At 64.3% G+C, this 23,969-nt stretch carries 21 protein-coding genes; 8 read left to right on the forward strand and 13 right to left on the reverse strand.

From position 1 onward, the window contains the following. Window positions 1-69: 69 nt before the first annotated feature. From AB7E19_RS05275 to AB7E19_RS05310, 8 genes are all read right to left on the reverse strand, one after another. Window positions 70-813, reverse strand: a complete 744-nt coding sequence (locus tag AB7E19_RS05275; protein WP_041215209.1) for a DUF3379 domain-containing protein — start codon at window positions 811-813, stop codon at window positions 70-72. Next, on the reverse strand, window positions 806-1,396 hold the full coding sequence (locus AB7E19_RS05280; protein WP_109112700.1) for a sigma-70 family RNA polymerase sigma factor: 591 nt from the start codon (window positions 1,394-1,396) through the stop codon (window positions 806-808). The genes AB7E19_RS05275 and AB7E19_RS05280 overlap by 8 nt, the downstream gene beginning before the upstream one ends. 30 nt (window positions 1,397-1,426) lie before the next feature. Further along, window positions 1,427-2,905, reverse strand: coding sequence for a hypothetical protein (locus tag AB7E19_RS05285; RefSeq protein ID WP_322131212.1), 1,479 nt, complete (start codon window positions 2,903-2,905; stop codon window positions 1,427-1,429). A gap of 62 nt (window positions 2,906-2,967) precedes the next feature. Beyond that, window positions 2,968-4,428 carry a vWA domain-containing protein gene (locus tag AB7E19_RS05290; RefSeq protein ID WP_322131183.1) on the reverse strand — a complete coding sequence of 487 codons (1,461 nt, stop codon included), beginning with the start codon at window positions 4,426-4,428 and terminating at the stop codon, window positions 2,968-2,970. Between the two features lie 21 nt (window positions 4,429-4,449). Continuing rightward, window positions 4,450-5,412 carry a VWA domain-containing protein gene (locus tag AB7E19_RS05295; RefSeq protein ID WP_069651224.1) on the reverse strand — a complete coding sequence of 321 codons (963 nt, stop codon included), beginning with the start codon at window positions 5,410-5,412 and terminating at the stop codon, window positions 4,450-4,452. Then, window positions 5,409-5,966 (reverse strand): DUF4381 family protein, encoded by a 558-nt coding sequence (locus tag AB7E19_RS05300; RefSeq protein WP_322131184.1) that lies wholly within the window; start codon window positions 5,964-5,966, stop codon window positions 5,409-5,411. Before AB7E19_RS05300 ends, AB7E19_RS05295 begins: the two co-directional genes overlap by 4 nt. Beyond that, complete coding sequence (locus AB7E19_RS05305) at window positions 5,951-6,841, reverse strand: DUF58 domain-containing protein (protein ID WP_322131185.1); 891 nt, start codon at window positions 6,839-6,841, stop codon at window positions 5,951-5,953. The genes AB7E19_RS05300 and AB7E19_RS05305 overlap by 16 nt, the downstream gene beginning before the upstream one ends. A gap of 28 nt (window positions 6,842-6,869) precedes the next feature. Next, window positions 6,870-7,820: an AAA family ATPase gene (locus AB7E19_RS05310; RefSeq protein WP_039039116.1), complete on the reverse strand. Its 951-nt coding sequence runs from the start codon at window positions 7,818-7,820 to the stop codon at window positions 6,870-6,872. A 183-nt stretch (window positions 7,821-8,003) separates the two neighbouring features. On the opposite strand from AB7E19_RS05310, the gene fadI reads away from it, so the two are divergent. The 7 genes from fadI (at window position 8,004) to AB7E19_RS05345 (ending at window position 14,950) form a co-directional block, all read left to right on the forward strand. After that, window positions 8,004-9,314, forward strand: coding sequence for an acetyl-CoA C-acyltransferase FadI (fadI, locus tag AB7E19_RS05315; protein ID WP_039039117.1), 1,311 nt, complete (start codon window positions 8,004-8,006; stop codon window positions 9,312-9,314). Next, a complete protein-coding gene (gene fadJ, locus AB7E19_RS05320) occupies window positions 9,314-11,461 on the forward strand; it encodes a fatty acid oxidation complex subunit alpha FadJ (protein ID WP_408777696.1) in 2,148 nt (715 codons plus the stop codon). The genes fadI and fadJ overlap by 1 nt, the downstream gene beginning before the upstream one ends. Before the next feature lie 262 nt (window positions 11,462-11,723). Further along, entirely contained in the window at window positions 11,724-11,864 is a 141-nt protein-coding gene (locus AB7E19_RS05325) for a TIGR02808 family protein (RefSeq protein ID WP_010674670.1), read from the forward strand. A 189-nt stretch (window positions 11,865-12,053) separates the two neighbouring features. Further along, the gene (locus AB7E19_RS05330) at window positions 12,054-12,611 is read left to right on the forward strand and encodes a YaeQ family protein (RefSeq protein WP_010674671.1); all 558 of its coding nucleotides are present in this window, start codon (window positions 12,054-12,056) and stop codon (window positions 12,609-12,611) included. A gap of 11 nt (window positions 12,612-12,622) precedes the next feature. Beyond that, complete coding sequence (locus tag AB7E19_RS05335; protein WP_322131188.1) at window positions 12,623-13,507, forward strand: AEC family transporter; 885 nt, start codon at window positions 12,623-12,625, stop codon at window positions 13,505-13,507. 377 nt (window positions 13,508-13,884) lie between these two features. Beyond that, window positions 13,885-14,115, forward strand: a complete 231-nt coding sequence (locus AB7E19_RS05340; protein WP_201888700.1) for a hypothetical protein — start codon at window positions 13,885-13,887, stop codon at window positions 14,113-14,115. Window positions 14,116-14,131: 16 nt separating this feature from the next. Beyond that, a complete protein-coding gene (locus AB7E19_RS05345) occupies window positions 14,132-14,950 on the forward strand; it encodes a hypothetical protein (RefSeq protein WP_322131189.1) in 819 nt (272 codons plus the stop codon). Window positions 14,951-15,115: 165 nt separating this feature from the next. Here the strand turns inward: AB7E19_RS05345 and AB7E19_RS05350 are convergent, their stop codons facing one another. From AB7E19_RS05350 to AB7E19_RS05365, 4 genes are all read right to left on the reverse strand, one after another. After that, window positions 15,116-16,345, reverse strand: coding sequence for an MFS transporter (locus AB7E19_RS05350; RefSeq protein WP_322131190.1), 1,230 nt, complete (start codon window positions 16,343-16,345; stop codon window positions 15,116-15,118). A 55-nt stretch (window positions 16,346-16,400) separates the two neighbouring features. Then, the gene (locus AB7E19_RS05355; RefSeq protein ID WP_322131191.1) at window positions 16,401-17,171 is read right to left on the reverse strand and encodes an ABC transporter ATP-binding protein; all 771 of its coding nucleotides are present in this window, start codon (window positions 17,169-17,171) and stop codon (window positions 16,401-16,403) included. After that, complete coding sequence (locus tag AB7E19_RS05360) at window positions 17,164-18,216, reverse strand: FecCD family ABC transporter permease (protein WP_010674675.1); 1,053 nt, start codon at window positions 18,214-18,216, stop codon at window positions 17,164-17,166. Before AB7E19_RS05360 ends, AB7E19_RS05355 begins: the two co-directional genes overlap by 8 nt. 101 nt (window positions 18,217-18,317) lie before the next feature. Then, on the reverse strand, window positions 18,318-19,439 hold the full coding sequence (locus AB7E19_RS05365; protein WP_322131192.1) for an ABC transporter substrate-binding protein: 1,122 nt from the start codon (window positions 19,437-19,439) through the stop codon (window positions 18,318-18,320). Between the two features lie 597 nt (window positions 19,440-20,036). Between AB7E19_RS05365 and AB7E19_RS05370 the strand changes: the two genes are divergently transcribed. Beyond that, on the forward strand, window positions 20,037-23,255 hold the full coding sequence (locus tag AB7E19_RS05370; protein ID WP_427934706.1) for an ExeM/NucH family extracellular endonuclease: 3,219 nt from the start codon (window positions 20,037-20,039) through the stop codon (window positions 23,253-23,255). Between the two features lie 155 nt (window positions 23,256-23,410). Here AB7E19_RS05370 and AB7E19_RS05375 read toward each other — a convergent pair whose 3' ends face one another. Next, window positions 23,411-23,950, reverse strand: coding sequence for a glycine zipper 2TM domain-containing protein (locus tag AB7E19_RS05375; RefSeq protein ID WP_010674678.1), 540 nt, complete (start codon window positions 23,948-23,950; stop codon window positions 23,411-23,413). Between the last annotated feature and the right edge of the window lie 19 nt (window positions 23,951-23,969).

Below are 23,969 nucleotides of genomic sequence, written 5' to 3' on the forward strand. Positions count from 1 at the left end.
GCAGACAATGAGGATGTCTGCCTGTGATGTGGCTGAGGCGGAGGACGAGTCAGCCTGGGTCAAGGTCTGTTAAATGGACCAGTGCAGACGTGACTCAAGCTGGCGGGCAACCGGGGCGAGGGGCTCCTGCATGTCTCCGATGAGCACCATGTTGGCCCCCTTGAGCGGCAGTATCTCCCCCTTGAGGGTCCCGTCTGCAAAATCGGACTGGATCGTCAATGGCAGGTGCTTGGGGACGAGGAACAGGGTGACCGGTCCCATCTTGCCCTGCAGCACCATGTGCAGGGCCGGTCCCTGGTAGAAGGCGCAGTGGTTGACATAGGTTACCTTCATGCCCGGCATCTCGCTCAGGGTGGCGCCATATTTCTCCATTTTCGCGTTGATGGTGTGCAGGCTGACCCGCTCATCCACCGCATGAATGAAGGGCTCTTCCCCATAAACGTGGGACATGGCGACCTGAGCCAGCGACAGGGTGTCCGGTGCCACAGGCCAGCTGATCCAGCGGGTGCTCATGCCGAGCAGGAAGGCGACCGAGGCTGCGATAGCCAGAGCGCGCCATTGCGTGCGTGCAGGAGTGACGGGCAGCGGGACCACCTGCTCCTCTTCGGCTGCCATCGCCTGCCTGAGCAGGATCCGCTCCGCAAGACCGGCCGGTACGTCCACTTCCAGAGTGCTGCGCACCTGGCGCTCGAGCTGCTGCATCTCGTCCAGATGCTTGCGATTGGCCGGTGACGCCTCGGCGGCTTTCAGGAAGGCGGGATCCCTGTCCGAGGGGTGAGTGATGGCCCGGCGGCGAAATTCAAGCTCATCCATTGGTGTGTCCTCTCTGTTGTTTCGCAGACTCCATGGCCTCTTTTATCTGGTTGCGGGCGCGAAACAGCCTTGTCATGACGGTGTTCTTGTTCAGGCCGAGTTGCTCGGCGATCTCCTCCCCGCTGAATCCCCCCAGTACCTGCAGCAGCAGCGGCTCCTGATATTCGGCAGGCAGGCGGGCGATGTGGCGTCTGAGCCATTCGTGCTCCATCTCCTGCTCGCTTGGCAGGACACCCTGATCCCGCAGGGGGTGCTCGTCGAGGTCGACAAGATCGAACTGCTTTCGCTCAAAGCGGCGGGCATTCTCCCGCCGCAATATGGTGATGAGCCACGCCTTGGCAGCCTTGTCGTCCAGCAGGGTATCTATCGCCTTCCAGGCGCGCAGGAAAGTCTCCTGCACCAGATCCTCGGCGATTTGCGGATCCCGGCACAGCCAGTAGGCGTAGCGGTAGATGTCCCCGTGCAGGGCGTGCACCAGGGCTTCGTACTTGGTTTGTTTGTCTGCCATCTCCCCATAGACCGGAGAAGCGGAGGGATCCTTTCCCGTGTCGGCCCTTTTTCTTCTGAAAAAACCTAACGCCATAAAGGGGTGTCCTGTTTCATGAGGGGCGCATCATGCACGCATCCACGCCAGTATTCGAAGACCATAGGCTATCGCAAAGCTCTCCCAGGTGCACAACTCCCTGGCGAGCGCCTGTCTGGGCAGGTGTTCGCCAGGGGCGAGTACGGGGGCAAAACAGGCCCGATCCAGGTCGTCCAGCAGCGCTCCCATGGCGGGGTCGCGGTGACAGGGCAGCCTGGCCAGATGCAGACAGGGGGCGTCCCAGCGCAGGACGGCCCAGGTCAGAAGGGTTTCCCTGGCCTCGTCAGGAGAGCCCGTGGCGAGGGCCCGTTGCAGGCGATAGAAGGCGTGCCAGCGCGGCCAGCGGCGCATGAATGCCCGCAGCAGGATGGACACGAGCACCCAATAGAGATACTGGGTCCCCAGTGTGGGGGAGGCGGGAGTGGCGCTCTCCCTTGCCGTGAACACCAGAGAATGTGCGGGCAGGCGCACCTCCTCGATGCGACCGCTCTGGGTGTTGAACCAGCGCAGGGTCTGGGGGGGCAGCACATAGCGCCCCGCCTCGTCGGCGGTCAGGGCCTGGCGCCACTGGCGCTCGAAGCGAAGCGCCCCCTCGGCCACGAATCGCTCCTGTTGCTGCTCGCCGTCCGGCTTCATGGAGAGGCCGGCGGGCAGGGGCGGGGCCGGCAAGGGGGGCAGGCGGTTGCCATCCCCCCCTTCCATCACCAGGGTGAGGGTGCGGATCACCGGCTCACCCACCCTGGCCTGCGCCGGGCTGAACTGCTGGCGCAACACCAGGCTGCTCGCCACCGGCTCCAGGGGGGCCTTGTCCACCTTGATGAAGAGGGTCGCCGCCCTGGCGGACAGCAGATCCCCCGCGTTGCCTGGCGCGGTCGCACCGGCCTGGTCCTGGTGCGGCAACCGCCCCTGAAAGCGGGGGGATTCGACGGGATGGAGCCCGGGCCCTTTGGCCTGCAGCAGCCATTTTCGCGTGAGACGTCCTGGCAGGTCGGGGCTGGCGGGAGAGTCCCAGCGATCCTCGCCGAGGCGGCGAATGGTAAAGGCCGGGGTGATGGGCTCGCCGAGGTTGGGGGCCTCCAGGTTGGCAGGCAGCCAGAGGGTCAGCTCATAGATGAAGGGCTGGCCGGGGTAGAGATTCCCCTCATGGAGCACCCGGGCCTGCAGCTCGACCGGAGAGATTACCGGGTCTTGTGCCGGCATCAGGGTGCCGTCCAGAGAACGTGTCGGCACCACCAGGGAGGGGGTGAGATCGGCGCCAAGGGGCAGGGAAGGCACCTGGCGCGGGCTGGTATCGAGCAGGTGCAGGGGGATCTGCCAGCGGGTCAGGCTGCGGCTCTGGGCACTGACCCGCTGGATGCTGACCCGCCCGACCGCAAACTGGCGCAGCAGCGGTTGCAGGTTGAGATCCTCATCGCGGTGCAGCCCGTCGGCTTCGATGACGAGCAGCCAGTCGCGCTCGCTCGCCCCCGGCAACAGCTCGGCCTCGACAGGGGCGGCCTGCACCCGCATGGCGCACAGGGCGAGCAGCAGCCAGCAGCCGAACCGGGGGGAGAGCAAGCGCAGTACGAGGATCACCAGGGCTCCTCCACCTTGAGCAGGGGGCGGCGCAGGGCCTCCTTGCGAAGGCGCTGCTCCAGCAGCAGCACGGGGGGCGCCGGGGGGCGGGGAGCCTCTGAGGCGCGGGCGGGGTCGGGAGTGTCGGCATGCTCCGGGGCATTTGCCGAGGGCGCCGACTGTGGCAGGTTGGCCCGCAGCAGGGCCAGGTTGTGCAAGGCATCCCTGTGCCCAGGTTCAAGGCGAAGGGCGCTCAGATAGGCCTGCTCCGCGGCGGCAAGATCCCCGAGCCAGACCAGGGCATTGCCCCTGTTGTAGTGGGCGGTGGCGCTGTTTGCCCTGCCATAGGCGGCGACGGCCCTGGCGTAATCCCCGGCTCTATACCAGGCGTTGCCTTGCCAGACCGGATCCTGGAAGGCGTTGGCCGCTTCCCGATAGTGTCCCTGGCGATAAGCCTGCCAGCCTTCTTCATCTTGTCGGGAGGCCGCCTGCAGGGAAGGGGGCGCGACGCCAATGACGAGGATCACCAGCAGCCAGTGGGCGCCGATCCGCGCCAGCAGCGCCAGGGGGAGCAAGGTGATGAGCAGCCAGGGGCCGAGATCCCGGGATTGCCCCTGCGTCAGGGTCTGGCCCATGGGCAGGGGGGCAAAGCGGGGCAGGCCGGAATCAAGCCAGGCCAGCCTGCCTCCAGTACTGGCGGCAAGGGCGGCCATGGCCTCCTCGTCGGGCGCCGGCAAGGTGCGGCCGATCGGGCTGCCGAGCTGCCAGCGCTCGGCAGCCACGCCGGGCAGCCGGGTCTCCTTGCCCCCGCTGGCCAGCAGGATGTCGAGCCGCGGGGCCGAGCCTGCCTTGCAGAACAGGTCGTTGAGGCAGGGCCAGAGGGCGGCGATGTGATCGCGCGCTGTCCCGGAGAGGCCGTCGGTCACGAGCAGCAGACGGGCGGACTGGCCCGGCGGGATCAGGGTGAGGGCCAGGGCCACGGCGCGCTCGGGGGCGCTGCCCTGGACAGGCATGATGGCCGGGCGCAGGTCCGGCAGCAGCAGGGCGATGGCCTGATGATCCCGGGTGGGAGGCATGGCGAGGTAGGCATCCCCGGCAAACAGGATGAGGGCGATGGGATGGGGCGCATCCTGCCGCGCTATGTCGGCCAGCATCTCCTGCAATCCCAGCCTCACCCGGGTTGCCCGGTCCGGCGCCAGATCCTGTGCCAGCATGGAGTCGGAGAGATCCAGCAACCAGATATCGAGGGCCGGGCTCGGCATGGGGAGACTCTGCTGGCGCAGGGCGGGGCCCGAGAGCGCGAGGATCACCGGCAGACAGGCAAGCCAGCGCCAGGGGATGGCCCGATGGCGGCTCGGCAGCAGATAAGCCTGCATGGCCGGGGAGAGCAAGTCGGGATCGCGGCGGCGGCGCCACCCCTGCCACAGCCAGGGGATCAGGGCCAGCAACCAGAGGGGGCGCAGCAAGGTCAGCTCCATGGTGCCACCGTCATGACCAGCCTACTCATGGGATGGCCTGTGTGACAGGGGGATGTGCCAGCGGGCTGGCCAGCAGAGCAGCAGCCAGGCCAGGGCCAGTGGCCAGGGGTAGAGCTCCTGGTGGGGCCGGGAGAGGATCTGGGGCCGGGCGAGGGGCTCCAGGGTGTCGATGGCCTGGTTGATGGCGGCGAGATCGCCCCGGTTGCGGGCGCGAAAATAGCGGCCTCCTCCCAGCGTCGCCAGCTGCTGCAACAGGGCTTCATCCAGTTCGGCACTGGGATCGGCGTCCCCTGCGGGCCCGGCGAAGGTGTCGGGGTCGGCGCCCACCCCCAGGGTATAGAGACGGATGCCGGCTTTGGCGGCGAGCCTGGCCTCGGTCAGGGGATCCGCATTGCCCGAGGTATTGCGCCCGTCCGTCACCAGCAGCAGGGCGGTGGGGCGGGTGGGGTCGGCGTGCTGGCGTGCCAGCAGGATGGCTTCCCCCAGGGCCGTGGTGCGCCCCACCAGATCGAAATCGAGCTCCCTGGCCAGGGTGAGCAGGGCCCCGGTCTCCTGGGTGAGGGGGGAGAGCAGATAGGCGTGATCGGCAAAGACGACGAGGGCGATGCGATCCCCCGGGCGGGAGGCGACAAGGTTGCTTATCTGCTGGCGCACCGCGGCAAGCCTGTCCGTTTGCTCTCCGTCATCCAGCATGTCCTGGGTGCGCATGCTGTCGGAGAGATCCACCGCCAGGATGAGGTCCCGGCTGCTCTGGTAGTGAATGATCGGGGGCTCCTGCCACTGGGGGCGGCACAGGGCCAGTACCAGGGCACACCAGCAGATCATCATGCGCCACAAGGGCTGCCCCGCCTGGGGCTGGAGCAGGGGAAAACCTCCATGAACGAGCCGGTTTCCTCCCTTGCGCCCCTTCATGGGAGGCAGGCCGAAGCGCACCAGCAGCGGCAGGGCGAGGGCGAGGGAAAACCAGGGCCAGGCGAGGATCATCGCGTACCCTCCGGGGAAGGGGCCCCTCGCTTGCTTGCCGGGAATCGCGGCGCGCTGACGCAGCGTCGCCCCCAGGCGAGATAGGCGAGGCGCAATCTTTTGCGCTGCGCCTCATCGGGCACTCTGCCCCCATAGAGCCAGAGCGGCCACTGGGCGGCAAACCGGGAAAAATCGCTCCCCCCCTTGCTGTCCAGCCAGGCGAGCCAGTCCTCCCCTTGCAGGGGGGCCGCCTCGGGCCAGCGGGCCATGGCCGCTTCTCGCAGGGCATCCTGCAGCCTGGGGACGAGATCGTCGGCCTGCCAGTCTATCCGGAGCGCCCAGTGGCGCTGGCGCCACAGGGTGAGGGCCGTCATGGCGATCAGGCAAGCGGCGATCGCCGCGATCAGCAGCCCACCGAGTGCCATCAGGCGAGGATCCTGTGTAGGCTCGAGAGCGGGGCCTTGGTGGATGTCGCGCAGCTCGGCACGAATGGCTTGCAAGGTCTCGCTGGACGAGGGCTGGCGATATGCATCCGGTGCGGGCACGCCCTGCTCCCCCCTCAAAACAGACGGCATCCGCCCTCCTGCCACTGGCGTTGCAGGGTGGCGCCGTTGTCGAGGCGATAGAGGCGCGTCACCAGGGGCAGTAACTGCTGGCGACAGGCCTCGGCCTGTTCGTCGGCCGCCCTCTGATAGCGGGCGCGAAAGCGGGGATCTTCTCCCGCGAGCCAACCGCTGTGTCTGCCTGCCTGCACTGCCAGCAGCCCCTGTTCGGGCAGCGCGGCTTCCAGGGGATCGCGGATCTGCCAGTAGTGGATGTCGTGGCGCAGGCGAAGGCGTTGCAACTGCTGGCAGAGTGCCTGGTCCGGTGCCTGGTGATGGCTTATCAGGGTCAATCTGGCCCCGTGGGGCAGGGTGAGTCGTGCCAGGGTCTGGGCCAGCGTCCTAGGCGGGGGGACGCGATCCAGCCCTACCTCGTAATGGCGGCAGAGCGCTTCCAGCAGAGGCATGAGAGAGCCGCGTTGGTGCTCTGTGTGGGGGGCTGCGCCCTGGCAGATCAAGGTATTGGCTTGTTTCTCCCCCTGCCAGAGCAGGGCGGCGGCCAGCTCGCAGCCAAGGCGGGCCTTGAGTTGGGCGCGGGAGCCAAAGTACATGGCGGGTGAGAGATCCAGCAGCAACCAGTGGGCCTGATCCTGCTCTTCCCCGTAGAGGCGGGTGTGGGGGCGGCCGAGGCGGGCGGTGACCCGCCAGTCGATGTGACGCACCTCGTCACCGGCCTGATAGAGGCGAAGCTCCCTGAAATGGAGCCCGGGCTGGCGCCCGATACGCCCCTGGGCCGCCTGATGAATGCGGGCACGCTCGCCCTGGCGCGTCCAGAGGCGAACCGCCAGCAGCCGCTCGAGGGTGAGGGCGATGTCGGGGTGATCCCGGGGCTCGGCGACGGGGGTCATGGCGACAGGGCTGCCTGCGGGGGCCGGTTCAGGGGCATGGAATGGCATCCAGCAGCAGGGTGATGAGCGCCTCGCTATCGAGGTTGTCCGCCAGCGCCTGATAACTCGGGATGAGGCGGTGGCGCAGCACGGCAGGCGCCAGTTGCTGGATGTCTTCGGGTAGCACGAAGTCGCGCCCGGCGAGCCAGGCCCGGGCCCGTGCGGCTCTTGCGAGGCCGATGCTGGCTCTGGGACTGGCCCCCACCGCGACCAGGGGGTCTAGCTCGGGGCACAGGCCGCTGCCGGGGCGGGTGGCGCACACCAGTTGCACCAGATAGTGCTCGAGGCGCCCCTGCATCTGTACCCCTTGAACGGCGGTGCGGGCTTCCAGCAAGTCGGACTGGCTCAGGGTGACCGGCGGCGTCGGCAGGGCGTCGCCACGGGCGTTGAGTTGAAGGATGGCCAGCTCCATGGCGGGGCTGGGGTAATCCACCAGCAGTTTGAGCAAGAAGCGATCGAGCTGGGCCTCCGGCAGGGGATAGGTCCCTTCCTGCTCGATGGGGTTCTGGGTGGCGGCGACCATGAAGAGGGAGGGCAGGCGCCAGCTCTTCTTGCCCACGGTGATCTGGTGCTCGGCCATGGCCTCCAGCAGAGCGGACTGCACCTTGGCCGGCGCCCGGTTGATCTCGTCCGCCAGCACCAGGTGATTGAACAGGGGGCCGGGTTGAAACACGAAACTCGCATCCTGGGGATGGAAGACCTCGCTGCCGGTGAGATCGGCAGGGAGCAGATCCGGGGTGAACTGGATACGGGCAAAGCGCCCCTCCACGGCACCGGCCAACGCCTTGACCGCCCGGGTCTTGGCAAGACCGGGGGCCCCCTCGATCAGCACATGTCCTTCACATAACAGGGCGATCAGCAGCCCCTCGATGAGGGGGCCCTGTCCCAGGATCTGGCTGCCCAGATAGTCTCCAAGTGCTCTGAACTCGGCCGCTGCCATGCGATAAACCCGTTGTTTTTATGGAAGTTGATCTTTTTATACCCCAGTTGGCTCACAAGGGCGAGGGAGGGTGGCAAGATGGGGACAATTTAGTTTCAATCAGCCGTATGAAAGTTGTGATTGGATTGTTAAGATGTGGCGCAATGAGGTCAGACCTCTGCCTTTTTAACCCAAGGAGCCAGGATGAAACAGCCATTGAAACTGACGACTCGCCAGGGCGAACGGATAGCCGTCGTGGCGGGTCTGCGCACCCCCTTTGCCAAGCAGGCCACCGCTTTTCACGGCGTGCCTGCAGTGGATCTGGGCAAACTGGTGGTGAGCGAGATGCTCGCCCGCACCGATCTCGACCCCAAGCTCATCGACCAGCTGGTGTTCGGCCAGGTGGTGCAGATGCCGGAAGCGCCAAACATCGCCCGGGAGATCGTGCTCGGCACTGGCATGAGCGTCAGCACCGATGCCTATAGCGTGTCGCGCGCCTGCGCCACCAGTTTCCAGGCGGTGGCCAATGTCACCGAATCCATCATGGCCGGCACGGTGGACATCGCCATCGCCGGCGGTGCCGACTCCTCTTCCGTGCTGCCCATCGGAGTCAGCAAGTCTCTGGCCCGCGCCCTGGTGGATCTCAACAAGGCGCGCAACCTCCAGCAGCGTTTCAATATTCTGCGCCGTCTGCGCCTGAAGGACCTGCTGCCGGTGCCCCCGGCCGTGGCCGAGTATTCCACCGGTCTCTCCATGGGGCAGACCGCCGAGCAGATGGCCAAGACCCACCAGATCAGCCGCGAGGCGCAAGATGCGCTGGCCCACCGCTCCCACACCCTGGCGGCCGAAGCCTGGGCGCAGGGCAAATTGAATGGTGAGGTGTTCACCGCCCACGTGCCCCCCTACAAGTCGCCGCTGGAGCGGGACAACAACATCCGTGAAAGCTCGGATCTGGCGAGTTACGCCAAGCTCAAACCGGTCTTTGACCGGGCCCACGGTTCGGTGACGGCCGCCAACGCCACTCCGCTTACCGACGGCGCCGCCGCCGTGCTGATGATGCGCGAAGGGCGTGCCCGCGAGCTGGGTCTGGAGCCGCTGGGTTACATCCGCAGCTTCGCGTTTTCCGCCATCGACGTCTGGCAGGACATGCTGATGGGCCCCTCCTATGCCACGCCGCTGGCGCTGGACCGTGCCGGCATCACCCTTGGGGATCTGACCCTCATCGACATGCACGAAGCCTTTGCCGCCCAGACGCTGGCCAACCTCAAGATGTTTGCAAGCGCCGAATTTGCCCGTGACAAGCTGGGCCGGGATCAGGCCATTGGCGAGGTGGACATGGAGAAGTTCAACGTGCTCGGCGGCTCTTTGGCCTTTGGTCACCCCTTTGCCGCCACCGGGGCGCGCATGATCACCCAGACCCTGCATGAACTGCGGCGCCGGGGTGGGGGATTGGGGCTCAACACCGCCTGTGCGGCGGGTGGGCTGGGTGTGGCCATGGTGCTGGAGGTGGAATGATGAGTGCCAAGACTTTTTCTCTGGATATTCGCAAAGACGGCATCGGCATCCTCACCATGGATGTGCCCGGTGAGAGCATGAACACCCTGAAGGCCTCCTTTGCGGACGAGATCCGCACTCTGCTGGCCGAGGTAAAGGGGAACGGGGATCTGATCGGCCTGGTGATCGTCTCCGGCAAGAAGGACTCCTTCGTTGCCGGGGCCGACATCGCCATGCTGGCGGCCTGCACCAGCGCCCAGGATGCCGAAGCGCTGTCCCGGGCCGGACAGGACGTGTTCGCCGAGATCGAAGCCCTGGGGATCCCGGTGATCGCCGCCATTCACGGCCCCTGCCTTGGCGGCGGGCTGGAGCTGGCGCTCGCCTGTCATGGCCGGGTGGTGACCGATCACGGTAAAACCGTACTGGGTCTGCCGGAAGTGCAGCTCGGCCTGCTGCCGGGCTCCGGCGGTACCCAGCGCCTGCCGCGCCTCATCGGGGTGGCCAAGGCACTGGATCTGATGCTGACCGGCAAGCAGGTGCGGGCCAAACAGGCCAGGAAGCTCGGGCTGGTGGATGACATGGTGCCCCCGTCCATTTTGCTGGAGGCCGCCATCAAGCTTGCCAAGAAGGGCAAGCCACGCCACCACCTGAAACGGGATCTGCAGGGCAAGGTGCTGGAGACCAACAAATTTGGTCGCAAGGTGTTGTTCGATCAGGCCCGCAAGGGGGTCAAGGCCAAGACCCGGGGCAACTACCCGGCGCCGGAGCGCATCATCGAGGTGGTGCGCATCGGCGTGGAGGAGGGGATGCAGGCCGGCCTGCAGGCCGAGGCCCGCCACTTCGGCGAGCTGGTGATGACGCCGGAATCCGCCGCCCTGCGCTCCCTCTTCTTCGCCACCACGGAGATGAAGAAAGAGGTGAGCTATCGGGGGGCCGAGCCGCGCAAGGTGGGTCATGCCGCCGTGCTGGGGGGCGGCCTGATGGGGGGGGGCATCGCCTTCGTCACCGCCACCAAGGCGGGGGTACCGGTGCGGATCAAGGATGTGGCGAGCGCCGGCATCGGCAATGCTATGCGTTACAGCTACGACCTCCTCGCCAGGAAGCTCAAGCGTCGCCAACTGCTGCGCAGCGAGCTGGAAAAACAGATGAGCCTGCTCACCGGCACCCTGGACTATTCCGGTTTCCACCGGGTGGACATGGTGGTGGAAGCGGTGTTCGAGGACATCAACCTCAAGCACCAGATGGTGCAGGACGTGGAGCGCGAGTGCGGCGAGCACACCGTGTTTGCCTCCAACACCTCCTCCCTGCCCATCCACCAGATCGCCTCGGCGGCGACGCATCCGGAGCGGGTGGTGGGGCTGCACTACTTCAGCCCGGTGGACAAGATGCCGCTCGCCGAGATCATTCCCCACGCGGGTACCAGCGCCGAGACGGTGGCCACCACCCTGGCCTTCGCCCGGGCCCAGGGCAAGACCCCCATCGTGGTGAAGGACGAGGCGGGCTTCTACGTCAACCGCATCCTGGCGCCCTACATGAACGAGGCGGCGCGCCTGGTGCTGGAAGGGGAGCCGGTGGAGGTACTGGACGGCGCTCTGCTCGACTTCGGTTTTCCGGTCGGCCCCATCACCCTGCTGGACGAGGTGGGGATCGACGTGGGGGCCAAGATCTCCCCCATCCTCGAAAAAGAGCTGGGTGGCGAGCAGTTCCAGGCGCCCAAGGCTTTTGACAAGCTGCTGGAGGACGATCGCAAGGGGCGCAAGAACGGCAAGGGCTTCTATCTCTATGGCAAGGCTGCCCCGCGCAACAAGCTCACCGGCAAGGAGGGCAAGAAGACGGTGGACGCGAGCGTCTACGACGTGCTGGGCGTCAAGCCCCAGGCCAAACTGGCCAGGCAGGAGATCGCCGAGCGCTGCGTGCTGCTGATGCTCAACGAAGCAGCCATGGCCCTGGATGGCGGCGTGGTGGCCTCGGCCCGGGATGGCGACATCGGCGCCATCTTCGGTATCGGCTTCCCTCCCTTCCTGGGTGGTCCGTTCCGCTACATGGACAGCCTCGGCATCGACTATCTGGTGGGGCGCCTTGAGCACCATCAGAAGCGCTTTGGCGACCGCTTCGCCCCCTGTGCGCGGCTGAAAGCGATGGCGGCGGAGCAGCAGACCTTCTACTGATGGCGCTCGACGGCATGCATCGAGCGAGGCGACCCCAAGGTCGCCTCGCTTTTTGTTGGGCGTACCTTCCCGGTTTGGGGCGAGGGCGCGAAGAAAAACGGGGCGGAGAGGGGTAAAACCTTGATCTGGCGCAAACAGGTGCCCCATTTATTACTTTGGTGGCATAGGACTCAGGCGCGGGTTGAGGTCAAATAGTCTCATCAGGAACGGGGGCGACCCCGTCACGAAAGGGACACCCATTTCACTGGATGAAGGACACACTATGAGTCTGCTTGAACACACCATCTGGACTGTATTGGGGTATGGGGCCATGCCCTTTATCTTCCTGAGCGGGTTCGTGGCAGTGGCAGTGACCTGCTGCCTGCTGCTCAATGCCTTCGGGGTCAAGTCCGCCGAGAAGTGAGTCACTCTCGTTCATGCCGCCAAATGCCAGTCTCACGACTGGCATTTGTTTTTTTGTGTCTTCTGAAGCACTTGCCCGCCCCTGATGGGGTAAAGGGAGCGCAAGACGGTCGAACCCGGCGGCCATTTTGATTACACTGACGCCCGGCATGTCCGCCCCCTTCTCTTTTATCAGGTATTCACGACTTCTATGGCGCTCAAGGCAACCATCTTCAAGGCCCAGATCAGCTTGTCTGACATGGATCGCAATCTCTATCAGGACTTCTCCCTCACCCTGGCCCGTCACCCCTCCGAGACCGACGAGCGCATGATGATCCGCCTCGCGGCCTTCGCCTGGCATGCCGCCGAGCGGCTGGAGTTCACCAAGGGGCTCTCAGCCGACGACGAGCCTGAGCTCTGGTGCAAGAACTACTCCGACGAGATTGAACTCTGGATTGAGCTGGGTCAGCCGGACGAGCGCCGTCTCAAGAAGGCATGCAACCGCTCTCGCCAGGTGGTGCTCTACCTCTATGGTGGTCGTGGCACCAGCGTCTGGTGGAAGCAGAACCAGGGCAAGCTCGGTCTGCACGACAACCTGAGCGTCATCGAACTCTCTGACAGCCAGACCCTGCCCCTGGCGGCCATGGTGGAGCGCACCATGCAGCTCACCTGCACCATCTCCGACGGCCAGCTCTGGGTCAGCAACGGCAGCCAGGAGGTGACGCTGGACCCCGTGGTGCTGATGGGACGCCCGGCCCGCGAACTGTAAACGGAATACCCATGTTCAGTGCCCTGCTCAATATCGTCATTCCCGTGTTTGCGGTGGTGGGCCTTGGCGCCCTCTATGGACGGTTGCGACCGGGCGGGGCCCTGGGTTATGTCAACCGGGCCAATATCGAACTCTTTACTCCGGCGCTGGTCTTCTCGGCCCTGGTGAAATACCCCTTGGATCTCGCGGCGCACCTGCCCCTTGTGGGGGCCGGTGCCTTGGTCATCCTGCTGCCCGGCTTGCTGCTCTCCCTGCTCAAACTCAAGGAGATAGAGCGAGCCGCGCTGATCTTGCCCGCCATGTTTCGCAACACCGGCAACCTCGGCATTCCGCTGATGGTGCTCGCCTTTGGCGAGCAGCAGCTCGGCGCCATCGTCATCCTCTTTGTGCTCTCCAACCTGCTCCACTTCTCGGTGGGCATGTTTATCCTCTCCGCCAGCAGCTCCCGCTGGCTCTGGCTGAGAAGCCCCGTGCTCTGGGCCGCCTTCGCCGGGCTGCTGGTGGCCAACCTGCATATCCCGCTGCCGGAATACCTGGTGACCAGCGCCACCCTGCTCGGCCAGATAGCGGTGCCCCTGATGCTGTTTGCCTTGGGAGTGAGGCTGATGGAAGGGGAGCTGGATCATCTGGGGCTGGCCATCAAGTGCAACCTGCTCTACCTGCTGGCGGGGGGCCTCTCCCTGGGGCTCGCCGTCTGGCTGCTGCCCCTCGAACCTGACTGGATACCACTCCTGATGTTGTCGGTGGCGCTGCCCCCGGCGGTGCTCAACTACATGCTGTGCGAGCAGTACCAGTGCCAGCCCGACAAGGTGGCCAGCATCGTGCTCGGCGGCAATGCGCTCTCTGTGCTGGTGATCCCCCTGGCGGTCTGGTTGGCGCTGCATCTGGGGAGTTGAGGTGTAGGGGAACAAGTGGCTTGCTCAGACTCAGGCCCGTAAGCATGGCCTCTCGGAGCTGTAGACTTCTGTGTTGGTGGCAGAGCCGCAGGTTCTGATGAGGCACCGAAATCAGCTGGACCTGTTCGGCCATCAATACCGATGATCCTGCTAGTAAGAGAATCCCACGAAAGCGGAGTTCTCTTCTCTGGAAACATACGTATTGCTGCATACAGGTTGAGTTATTCTAAGGAAGGGGAGGTGAATCATTGTCAATAGATATGAGAACCTCTATAGTTTGAATCCTAAAGCATCAGTGGAAGCTGTTGATAACCAAAGAAATTCAATATGTAGTGTCTGCTTTCTATTTTTCAACACAACATGTAGTGGGAGGGCACATGGCAGATAAACTCTATACCTGGGTTGCTACTCCAGTAGAGTGGCTTCATAGCAAGTTTGGTAGTTCCAGCTTGTCATTGGATGAGGAGAAAGCCAAGACCGCAGCTGTCATTGTTGATAAGGATGGCAATGTTCAAGTCAACATGCAGAGCGAAGCGTTCCAGCGTGCGTTTGAACAATCCGTGAACGAGCTGAGTCGTTTGAGGCTTGATAGTAGTCATAAGGGATAACTACAGAGAGGCATAGTTGGGCGCTTTTTTATTGTTTGTTGTGTTAACTATTGGCTTCATTTATACCTCTCGAGATTTAGAAGCGAGATATAAACAAAAGAAGTCAACTAACTGGGAGTCCTACTCGCATATGGCGTTGTGGGGCTTTATTTTTTGGGGCGCAGGAATGTGCTTGGTTGCTTTTTTTTGGTTGTTCCTTGCTATCGTAAGCGTTTTTTTAACGACGGTGGGAAGCTTGTTTTCTGATTCGTTTCAGGTTACTTGGCATACTGTTTTTTATCATTGGACGATTGTTGAAACCAATGTCCCATTAGTCCTTTCTTTAGTTTTTGGCGGGATGTTTGCCTGGGCAGTAACAGAAGCTAAGGCCAAAAAAACGAAAAGTGATCCCCAAGCCAGGTTGAATGTAATTGAAAAGATTGCGGCTTCCGACAATATCCAACTGTTGCTCATTGAGTCCACAAGGCACCAACTGAGAGTCATGCTAACGTTGAAGTCTCGAAAGGTTTATATCGGCTTTATCAAGCAATTTGCTCATGAACAGGTCGTTCCTGGGGATGAGGATATCGTTATTATTCCGCTTATCAGTGGTTACCGTGACAAAGACACACTTAAGTTTCATGAGTCTCACAGTTACGTAACTCTGTACGATGAGCAGGGAATTGGAACTGATACCGAACCGCTGTCTCTGGATGACTTCAGAGTTGTTGTACCAAGAGAACAGATTGAATCGGTATCGCTTTTCGATCCCAAAACATATGTGGCGTTTCAGAATCAAACGTGTGATGGCGCTGAAAGATTAGCCAATGGGTCGACTAAGCCAAAGCAAGACTAATCCACCATCATTAAGACCCCCTCAGTACGCTGCGATTACGCAGTTCATTAATGTTGCCTGATACTGATCCCTTATATGCCTGCATGCTTTGCCACATGTGGAGGGGGCGAAGTCAATCACTCGAACCACAGGGTGGCCACACCAAGTAATGCATGGCCGCCCTGTTTATTTATTGACGGCCGCTTGCTCGTGGCCATCCTTACGCAGTTGGGTATAGAGACCAAACCCGGCCAGCAGGCCGGCGAGGGCCAGCAGCCACCAGATGGCGGTGGCGGGGCGGCTGCCCGCATCCCCCAGCATAAAGCCGATGAGCAGGTTGCCAAAGAGCGCCATGCAGCCCCCGGCGCTGGCATAGAAGCCGTAGTAGCTGCCGAGCTGCTCAGGGGGGGCGTAGCGGGGCAGTTGGGCGGCGAACAGTGGGAAGCAGAGGATGGAGCCCAAGGAAAGCAGGGCCACCTGCGTCAACACGCCTGCCGTCGGCCAGGGTGCCAGCAGGGGCAGGGCCAGGTAGCTCAGACCCATCATGCCTATCCCCAGCCCCATGGCGAGCGGCACCCCCAGGCGGCGCTCCACCAGGCGGGAGGCCGGGAGCTGGAGCACGACACCGATCACCGCCGAGAGGGTGAAGACGCCGCCGAGCAGGTGGGTGGCGTCCGGCAGGCTCTGGATATGGGCGGGGAGGGCGAGATAGAGCTGGTGGAACAGGATCTGGTAGCTGCCTGCCAGCAGGGTGAACCCCATGAAGGGGCGCTGGCGCACTATCTCCCCCCATTGGCGCAAGATGGCGCCACGGGGGCTCTGGTTGCTCACCGGGCGTTTGGGCAGCACCCGGTATTGCAGCACTCCGAGCAGGGCGAAGAGGCTCGCCGCCAGGATCCCCGTCAGGGTATAGCTCTGCTGGGTCAAGGTGAGGCCGACCAGGGGGCCAAGCAGCATGCCCGCCTCGCTGGCCAGATTGTGCAGGGCGAAGGCGCGCTGACGCTGGCTCGGGTTGTGGCATTCGCTGGCAAGGTAGGCCTGGGCGCAGGGGGTGAAAAGAGCCCCCGCAAAGCCGGTGAGGGCGGCGGCCAGCAGCAGGATGGGCAGGGACTCGGCCCAGCCCAGCAGCACGAAGCCCAAGGATCGTACCAGGCAGCCCCAGACGATGGCGGGATGGTAGCCGATGCGATCTCCAAGGGTACCGCCCAACAGGAAGAGCCCCTGCTGGCTGAAGACCCGCATCCCCATGACGAGGCCACAGGCCCAGCCGGCCAGGCCCAGCCCGCTGCCCATGTGCTGGGCGAGGAAGGGCATCATCATGTAGAAGCCGAGGTTGAAGGCGAGCCCATTGGTGATGAGCAGGCGGGCGGCCGGGCTCATGCCCTGCCAGTCCCGCCAGTAGGAGGCGCCGTTCATGGTCGCCTCCCGCCAGCGCGTGGGGAGGTGGTCGCCGGGGTGGCGCAGCACTGTGTCATGATGTCTTTCGCAGGGTTCTGAGGAAGGGGATGCCGTGCTGATCGTGGCTTATCTCCACCGGCACCTGGTAGAGGCGCTCGATGAGGGCCGCGTCGAGCACCCGGGCGGGGGGGCCGAAGGCCTGCAGATCTCCCCCTGCCAGCACGATCAGCTGATCGGCAAACTGGGCGGCCAGGTTGAGATCGTGCAGCACCACCAGGGTGATCCACTGCTGCTCCCGGGTCTGCTGGCACAGGTGCTCCATCAGTTGCATCTGGTGGTGCAGGTCCAGGGCGCTGACCGGCTCGTCCAGCATCATGATGCGGGGGGCGCGCAGCAGCACCTGGGCGAAGAGCACCATCTGCCGCTGGCCGCCGCTCAGGGAGTAGAGGGGGCGATCCGCCAGATGGGCGATGCCGAGCGCCTGCAGGGCGCGGCCGGCAGCCAGGATGTCCTCGTCCGCGAGGCGCATGGAGAGGCTGTCGAGGCGCCCCAGCACCACCACTTCGATGACGCTGAGATCCAGCTCCAGCTGGATGTTCTGGGGCATGTAGCCAAACTGCTGGCGCCACCTGGCTTGTGTCATCTGGCGGGCACTCTGGTCCCCGAGGCGAATGTCGCCACTGTTCGGGGTCAGTTCACCAAAGAGGGTGCGCATCAAGGAGGTCTTGCCGGTCCCGTTCGGGCCGATGATCACATGGACCTGACCCGGATGCAGAGTGAGGCTGAGATCCCGCAGCAAGGTCTGCTGGCCGAGGGAGAGGGAGAGTCGGGATATTTCAAGCACGTTTACGCCCCCTGCCGAGGATCAACCAGATGAAGAAGGGCACGCCAATGAGCGCGGTGACGATGCCGATGGGGAAGAGGGCCCCCGGAATGATGGACTTGGAGAGCACCGAGGCCGCCGAGAGCATGCAGGCGCCGCACAGGGCGGAGAGGGGGATCAAAAAGCGCTGATCTTCCCCCACCAGCATGCGGGCGATATGGGGGGCCACCAGGCCGACGAAGCCGATCACGCCGACGAAGCTGGTGGCGGTGGCGGTGAGCAGGGCGACCAGCACCAGGGTTTTCATGCGCAGTCTGTCGACATTGACCCCGAGGCTGCGGGCGCGGGCTTCCCCGAGGCGCAGGCTGGTGAGGGCCCAGGCGTCACGGTAGATGAGCAGGGTGCAGATCAGGGTGACGACTGCGGTGATGATCAGGGAGTCCCAGGTGGTGCGCATCAGGCTGCCAAACAGCCAGAACAGGATCTGCTGGTTGAGTTCGGGGGAGGAGAGGAACTGCAGCAGGGAGAGCAGGGACTGGAACAGGAACAGCAGGGCGATGCCCGCCAGGATCAGGGTCTGGCTGCTGACATGGCGCATCATGGCCAGACCAAACAGCAGGCAGGCGGCAAACATGCACACAATGAAGGCGCCGGCCGGGATGGCCACCAGGGGAGGAAGCCCGAGGCCGCCGGTGTAGAGTGCCAGCGCCGCGCCAAGGCCCGCCGCCGCCGCGAGCCCGAGGGTGTAGGGGCTGGCGAGGGGGTTGTCCAGCAGGGTCTGCATCTGCACGCCGCCAAGGCCGAGAGAGGCGCCGACCACCAGAGCCATGAGGGCGATGGGCAGGCGCATGTCGTGGACGATGGTGCGGGTCATGGGATCGGCCTGGGCGGGGGAAACCAGGGCATCGATCACGTCGTGCAGGGCCAGCAGGGAGGGGCCGGTGGCGATGTCGAGCACCAGGGTAATGCACAGGACCAGGGCGAGCAGCAGGAGCCAGTGCCAGCGACGGCGCTCCCGTTGCCGCTGCCGGGCGAGGGTCTGCTGCAGGGCAGCCAAATCATTCATGATGTCAATCCTGAAACGGGCGCCGCAAGAGGCGCCCACACAATCCAAGAGGGTTGCTGAAGAGGGGGTGGCCGAGGTGGGCCGCACCCGAAATGCCGGGGTTAGCTTGCGTCATCCTGCTTGATGCCCAGCATGAAGGTGCCCTGGGGACGGATGGGCAGATAGTGCTGGTAGAACGCCTGATAGGTGGCCAGGGGATCGAGATCCTGGAAGAGGTCCGGATAGAGGGCCTTGGCCATGAACTCGATGAGGGCGGCATCCATGATGCTGCGGGTTGCGCCGTGATAGACCGCGTAGAGGCGACCCTGCTTCACCGCAGGCAGCTCGCTCCAGCCCGGACGGGCGGCAAAGCCTTGCAGACGCTGGCGCACGGTCTCTTCCGACACATCCTGGCCGACCTGCATGGCGACGGCACTGCTCACGCTCTCGTAGCCAGCCATCAGGATCACCTCGGGCTTGCTCGCCAGCAGTTGTTCCGGGTGGATGGGGCCCCAGCGATCGACGAAGGGGGCGGCCACGTTGTTGCCACCGGCCAGCAGGGCCATGGCGCCCCACATATCCTTGCCATAGGTGTAGCTGTACTCGGCCGGGCCCTTGTCACCCAGCTCGATGTAGACCCGGGGCGGCGTGCGCTTCGCGGCGGCGATGCGGGAGGTGATGGTGTCAATCTTGGCCTTGTACTCGTCGGCCATCTTCCGGGCGCGGGCCTCCTGGCCGGTCAGCTTGCCAAGCAGCAGGGTGCTCGCCATGTGCTGTGTCAGGGTCTGGGCGTTGTAGTCGATGACCACCACCGGGATCCCCGCCTGTTCAAGGCGTGGCAGGTCGGCGCTCAGGGCCTCATATTGCCACTTCGCCAGGATCACCAGGTCGGGCTTGACCGCCAGGGTCTTCTCGATGGAGAAGCTCTGATCCTGCACGTTGCCAAGGTCGGGGACCTTGGCCAGTTGTGGCTGGCTGGCCACGTAGAGAGACCAGATGGCGGGACGGGACTTCATGAACCAGCCCAGGGACATGCCCACCAGGCGCTCGGCCCCGCCTTCACCGGCCACTGCCAGGTAATCTTCGGGATAGAAACCGAGCACGATGCGGTTTGCCGGAAGGCTCAGGGAGACCTTGCGGCCCATCACATCTTCCACTTCAACGGGGGGGGCGGCCTGCGCCATCCAGCTCACCAGGACGAGCTGGCCGAGCAGCAGCAACTTTGCCAGGGGGTGACGAAACATCTTGTAGCACCTCGAGAATAGAGACGGTCAAAAAAAGAAAGTGAGAACTATTGCTATTCGCGAGCGCAAAAGCAACAAACGTTTGTGTCATCCCCTCTCTTGTTATTTCTGTCATTACTGGAACCGGTTCCACAAGAGCACCAGGAGAGAGTCTCATCCCCCGGTTTTCTGCCTTCGCGGGCCACGCAGGGGGTGGCGCCCGGTATGGCACCCATGGATTTGCCCATGATCCAGTGTCTGTGAGTGGGATTGCTCACGAAATGGTACCGGGCAGAGGCCCGCCGTAGTGCTCCCCCGTCTGGCCCGGCGCCGATGTCGCTCCCTGACAGAGGCCGCCAGCAGGGGCTGGGGGGCGACAACTTCCTGCGCAGCGATGGCAGACACTGCCCATTCGGGTATTGCCCGTCACCTTGGCGCAACATTTTGTTGTCATTGTTAGCCAGCTCGCAGCAGCCCCGGCGCCGACGGGGCAGAGTGGGCACGCAGTTTCGGTCGGGGGCTGACATGCCTCCCGTTGATGGCTGCATCCAAGGTGCTGCGGCCCGCCTTGTGCGGGGCGCCAATAACATGATCTGCAAATAAAAAAGGAAACTGACCATGTCAGGAAGACACTCTCTGGTGGCGCTGGCCGTCGGGCTGGCGCTCGCTGGACAGGCACAGGCGCAACTGCTTATCACCGAATACCTGGAAGGGTCCGGCAACAACAAGGCGGTGGAGCTGAGCAACCTCGGTTCGGACCCCGTCGATCTCTCCCAATACCGGCTGGCCCTCTACGCCAACGGCAAACCCATCAGCGAATCCCCCACCAACAGCCTGGCGCTGCAAGGCACCCTGGCCCCGGGCGCCAGTCTGGTGCTGGCCAACCCCTCCGCAAATGCCGAGATCCTGGCCAAGGCCAATCAGACCAGCGGCAACCTGGTGTTCAACGGCGACGATGCCCTGGTGCTCTATCGCGGCAGCGAGATAATCGACAGCTTCGGCCAGGTAGGGGTGGATCCGGGCACGGCCTGGGTGTCGGGCAACGTCTCGACCCTGGACATGACCCTGCGCCGCAAGGCCACCGTCACCATGGGCCGCACTGATGGAACCGCCCCCTTCGATCCGGCGCAGGAATACGTGGCCGCCCCGAAAGATGACGCCAGTGGCCTGGGTTGCAGTGGCGATGGCCCCTGCGATGGCACCCAGCCGCCCGCTTTCGTCTGCCCGGTGGATCAGTTGGTTCCCGTGCCCGCCATTCAGGGCCCGGGCAGCAGCAGCCCGCTGGTGCCGGCCGGCAAGTTTGAATCGGAACAGGCTTATGCCACTCGCGGCGTGGTAACCCAGGTAGTGAGCGGCCTCTACAAGGGCTTCTTCATTCAGGACGAGCAGGGGGACGGCGATCCGGCCACCTCCGACGGCCTCTTCGTTTACACCACCAAGGCCAACGCTGCCGTCGTGCCGGGGGCCGAGGTGTGCGTTTCGGGCAAGGTGAAGGAGTATTTCAACCAGACCCAGATCAATGCCGACGAGCTGGTGGTGACCCGGCCACAAGGGGCCATCCCGGCTGCGGTGGATCTGCTGCCGGTGGCGGGGGAGAGCCTGAGCCAGCTGCTGGAGCGTCACGAGGGGATGCAGGTACGGCTGGTGCCGGGCTCCAGCCTGGTGGTGACCCGCAACTTCAGCTTCGATTACGACGGCAAGCGCAACAACCTGGTGCTGGCCTATGGCGCGCCGCTCATCAAGTCGACCCAGAAATTTGCCGCCATGAGCCAGGAGGCGAGCGACTGGGCCCTTCGCAACCAGCAGAACCAGCTGGTGGTGGAGACCGACGCCAAGGCGCCGGACGGCGTGCTGCCCTGGTTCCCCGGCTTCAACGCCGAGGACGGTTACCTGCGCATCGGCGACAAGCTCAACGGGCTGGAGGGGGCGCTTGGCTACTCCTACAACCTGTTCCGGCTGTTGGCCAGCAACCGCATCGACGCGAGCCAGATTGATCACAGCGGCTGGGATCGGGTGGAAACGCCGGAACTTGCCGAGGCGGGGGATCTGCGGGTCGCGAGCTTCAACGTGCTCAACTTCTTCACCACGGTCGTGGGGGGCGATGCCAACCCCACCGGCAGCAACCGGGGCGCCCTGACGGTGGCGGAGTTCGAGTTGCAGCGCACCAAGATCGTCAGCGCCATCACCCGCCTCAATGCCGATGTGGTGGGGCTGATGGAGATCGAGAACAACGGCTACGGCGACAACTCCGCCATCGCCAACCTGGTGGCGGCCTTGAACGCCGCCCAGCCGGACGAGGCGGATCACTACCGCTGGATTGCCTCGCCGGATGGCAAGCCCATTGGCACCGACGCCATCACGGTGGGGCTCATCTACCGGCCCGCCAGCGTGAGCCCGCAAGGGGCCGCCAGCCTTATCGCGCTGCCGGTGCAGCAGGCCGAAGCGGTGGACGCCAGCGGCAAGCCGGTGACCATCAATCAGGGAATGCGCGAGTCGCTGGTGCAGCGCTTCAGCTCGCCCAAGGGGGATGCGCCCCTGACCCTGGTGGTCAACCACCTCAAGTCCAAGGGCTCCGCCTGCTTCGAGGATTACCCCGACTACGCCACTGCCGATCCGCTGGATGGCCAGGGCCACTGCAACGCGCTGCGGGTCTCCGCCGCCAAGGTGCTGGGGGAGCAGCTCAAAGATTTGACCGGGGATCTGCTGCTCATCGGCGACATGAACGCCTATGGCATGGAGGATCCCATCCGGGTGCTGACTGACTATGATCCGGCCGCCCAGGTGCGCCAGATCATGAGCGCCTCCTTCACCACCCTGGCGGGCCAGCCCTTCGAGGAGAGCGGCAGCGTCCTGGGCAAGGGGTATGGGTTTGTGAACCTCAACACCCGCTTCCACGGCACCGACACCTACTCCTACAGCTATGAAGGGGAGCTCGGCAACCTGGATCACGCCCTGGCAAACCCGAGCCTCGCGGCCAAGGTGATCGGCATCGAGGATTGGCACATCAACTCCGCCGAGAGCAACTTCTTCGAGTACGGCAGCAAGTACAGCGGCCAGCTGGCGAAATCCGAAGGGCCCTTCAGCGCCTCGGATCACGATCCCGTGCTGGTGGCCATCCAGTATCCGCTGCCGCCCGCCGGGGTATTGAGCCTCGAGAGCGCCACTGCAAACGTGGAGGAGGGCAACACCCTGGTCTTGAGCGTGGCGCGCCGCGATGGCAGCCATGGGGAGGCGAGCGTGAGTTATCGCATCGTCCATGGCAGCGCGGACGCAAGCGACGTGGCGCCGCTTACCGGCACCCTGCACTGGGCTGCCGGGCAGAGCGAGCCCCAGACCATCAGCATCCCGGTGAAGAGCGACACCCTGCACGAGGGGGATGAGACCTTCACCCTGGAGCTGTTTGACCCAAGCGGCGCGGCGCTCGGCGAGCAGCACCAGACCCTGGTGACCATCAAGGACAAACTGGCACCGTCCACCATCGCCCTGGCGCGCGCCAGCCTGACGGTGGACGAGGGGCAGTGGTTTGCCGAGATCCCTGTGGTGCGAAGCGGCGATTTGAGCAAGCCCGCCCGTGCCACCCTGGGCCTTGAGGGGATCACGGCGCGCTGGGGGCTGGATTTCCTGCCCTGGTTCGGCCAGTCGGTGAGCTGGGCCGCGGGCGAGGGGGGCAGCAAGTCGGTCAAGGTGCTGATCATCGATGACTGGTTCGTCGAGCCCACCGAGCAGTTCAGGGTGAGCCTCGATCGGGTGGAAGGGGGCCAGCCCGGCGCCCTGCAGCAGACCCGGGTCGACATCCAGGACAACGACAAGCCCTGGTGGCCCTTCGGTCGCAACTGAGGATGATTGAGCAACAAGAAAGGGGCCTGCGGGCCCCTTTCTGTTGAGAAAACGTTTGTTGGGAAGACCTGTTGCAGACAGGTGGGGTTGCGAAGATGAAAAAGGCCCACCGTCATGGTGGGCCTTCCTCATGGCAGGGCGCTCCTAACGGAGTATCAACCCTGCGCGTTGCTCAGTACCAGCTTGCCATCCTTGACCGGAATGGTGGGGCCGGGTTGCTTCTCCATGCGTACCACCCCTTCCTGGCCGGCGAGGCGGTAGGTGACGTCATAGCCGATGGTGCGGGTGCTGCTCTCCTGCACCGTCTTGCAGCGCTGCTCCGTGGTGGTGTAGGTATCACCCGCCTGCATGTTGCCCTGCACCTGATTCCCGGCATAACCCCCTGCCACGGCACCGGCGGCGGTGGCCACCTTCTTGCCGCTGCCACCGCCAAACTGGTGGCCGACCACGCCGCCCAGGGCTGCGCCAACCACGGTACCCAGGATCTTGTGCTCGTCCTGCACCGGCTTGCGGTGGGTCAGGGTGACGTTGCGGCACTCCTGACGTGGCGTCTTGATGGTCTCGGTCACCGGCTTGCTGGCCAGCACCTCGGCAAACTGGGGCTCTGATGAAAACAGGGATCCGCTGGCGACCGCCGACAATGCCAGCGCAGAGGCCACACCGATCCCGACACCTGCCAACATGGATTTGTTCATCACTCTTCTCCTCATACTC

The sequence above is a fragment of the Aeromonas sp. genome (assembly GCF_050252055.1).
GTDB lineage: Bacteria > Pseudomonadota > Gammaproteobacteria > Enterobacterales > Aeromonadaceae > Aeromonas > Aeromonas caviae.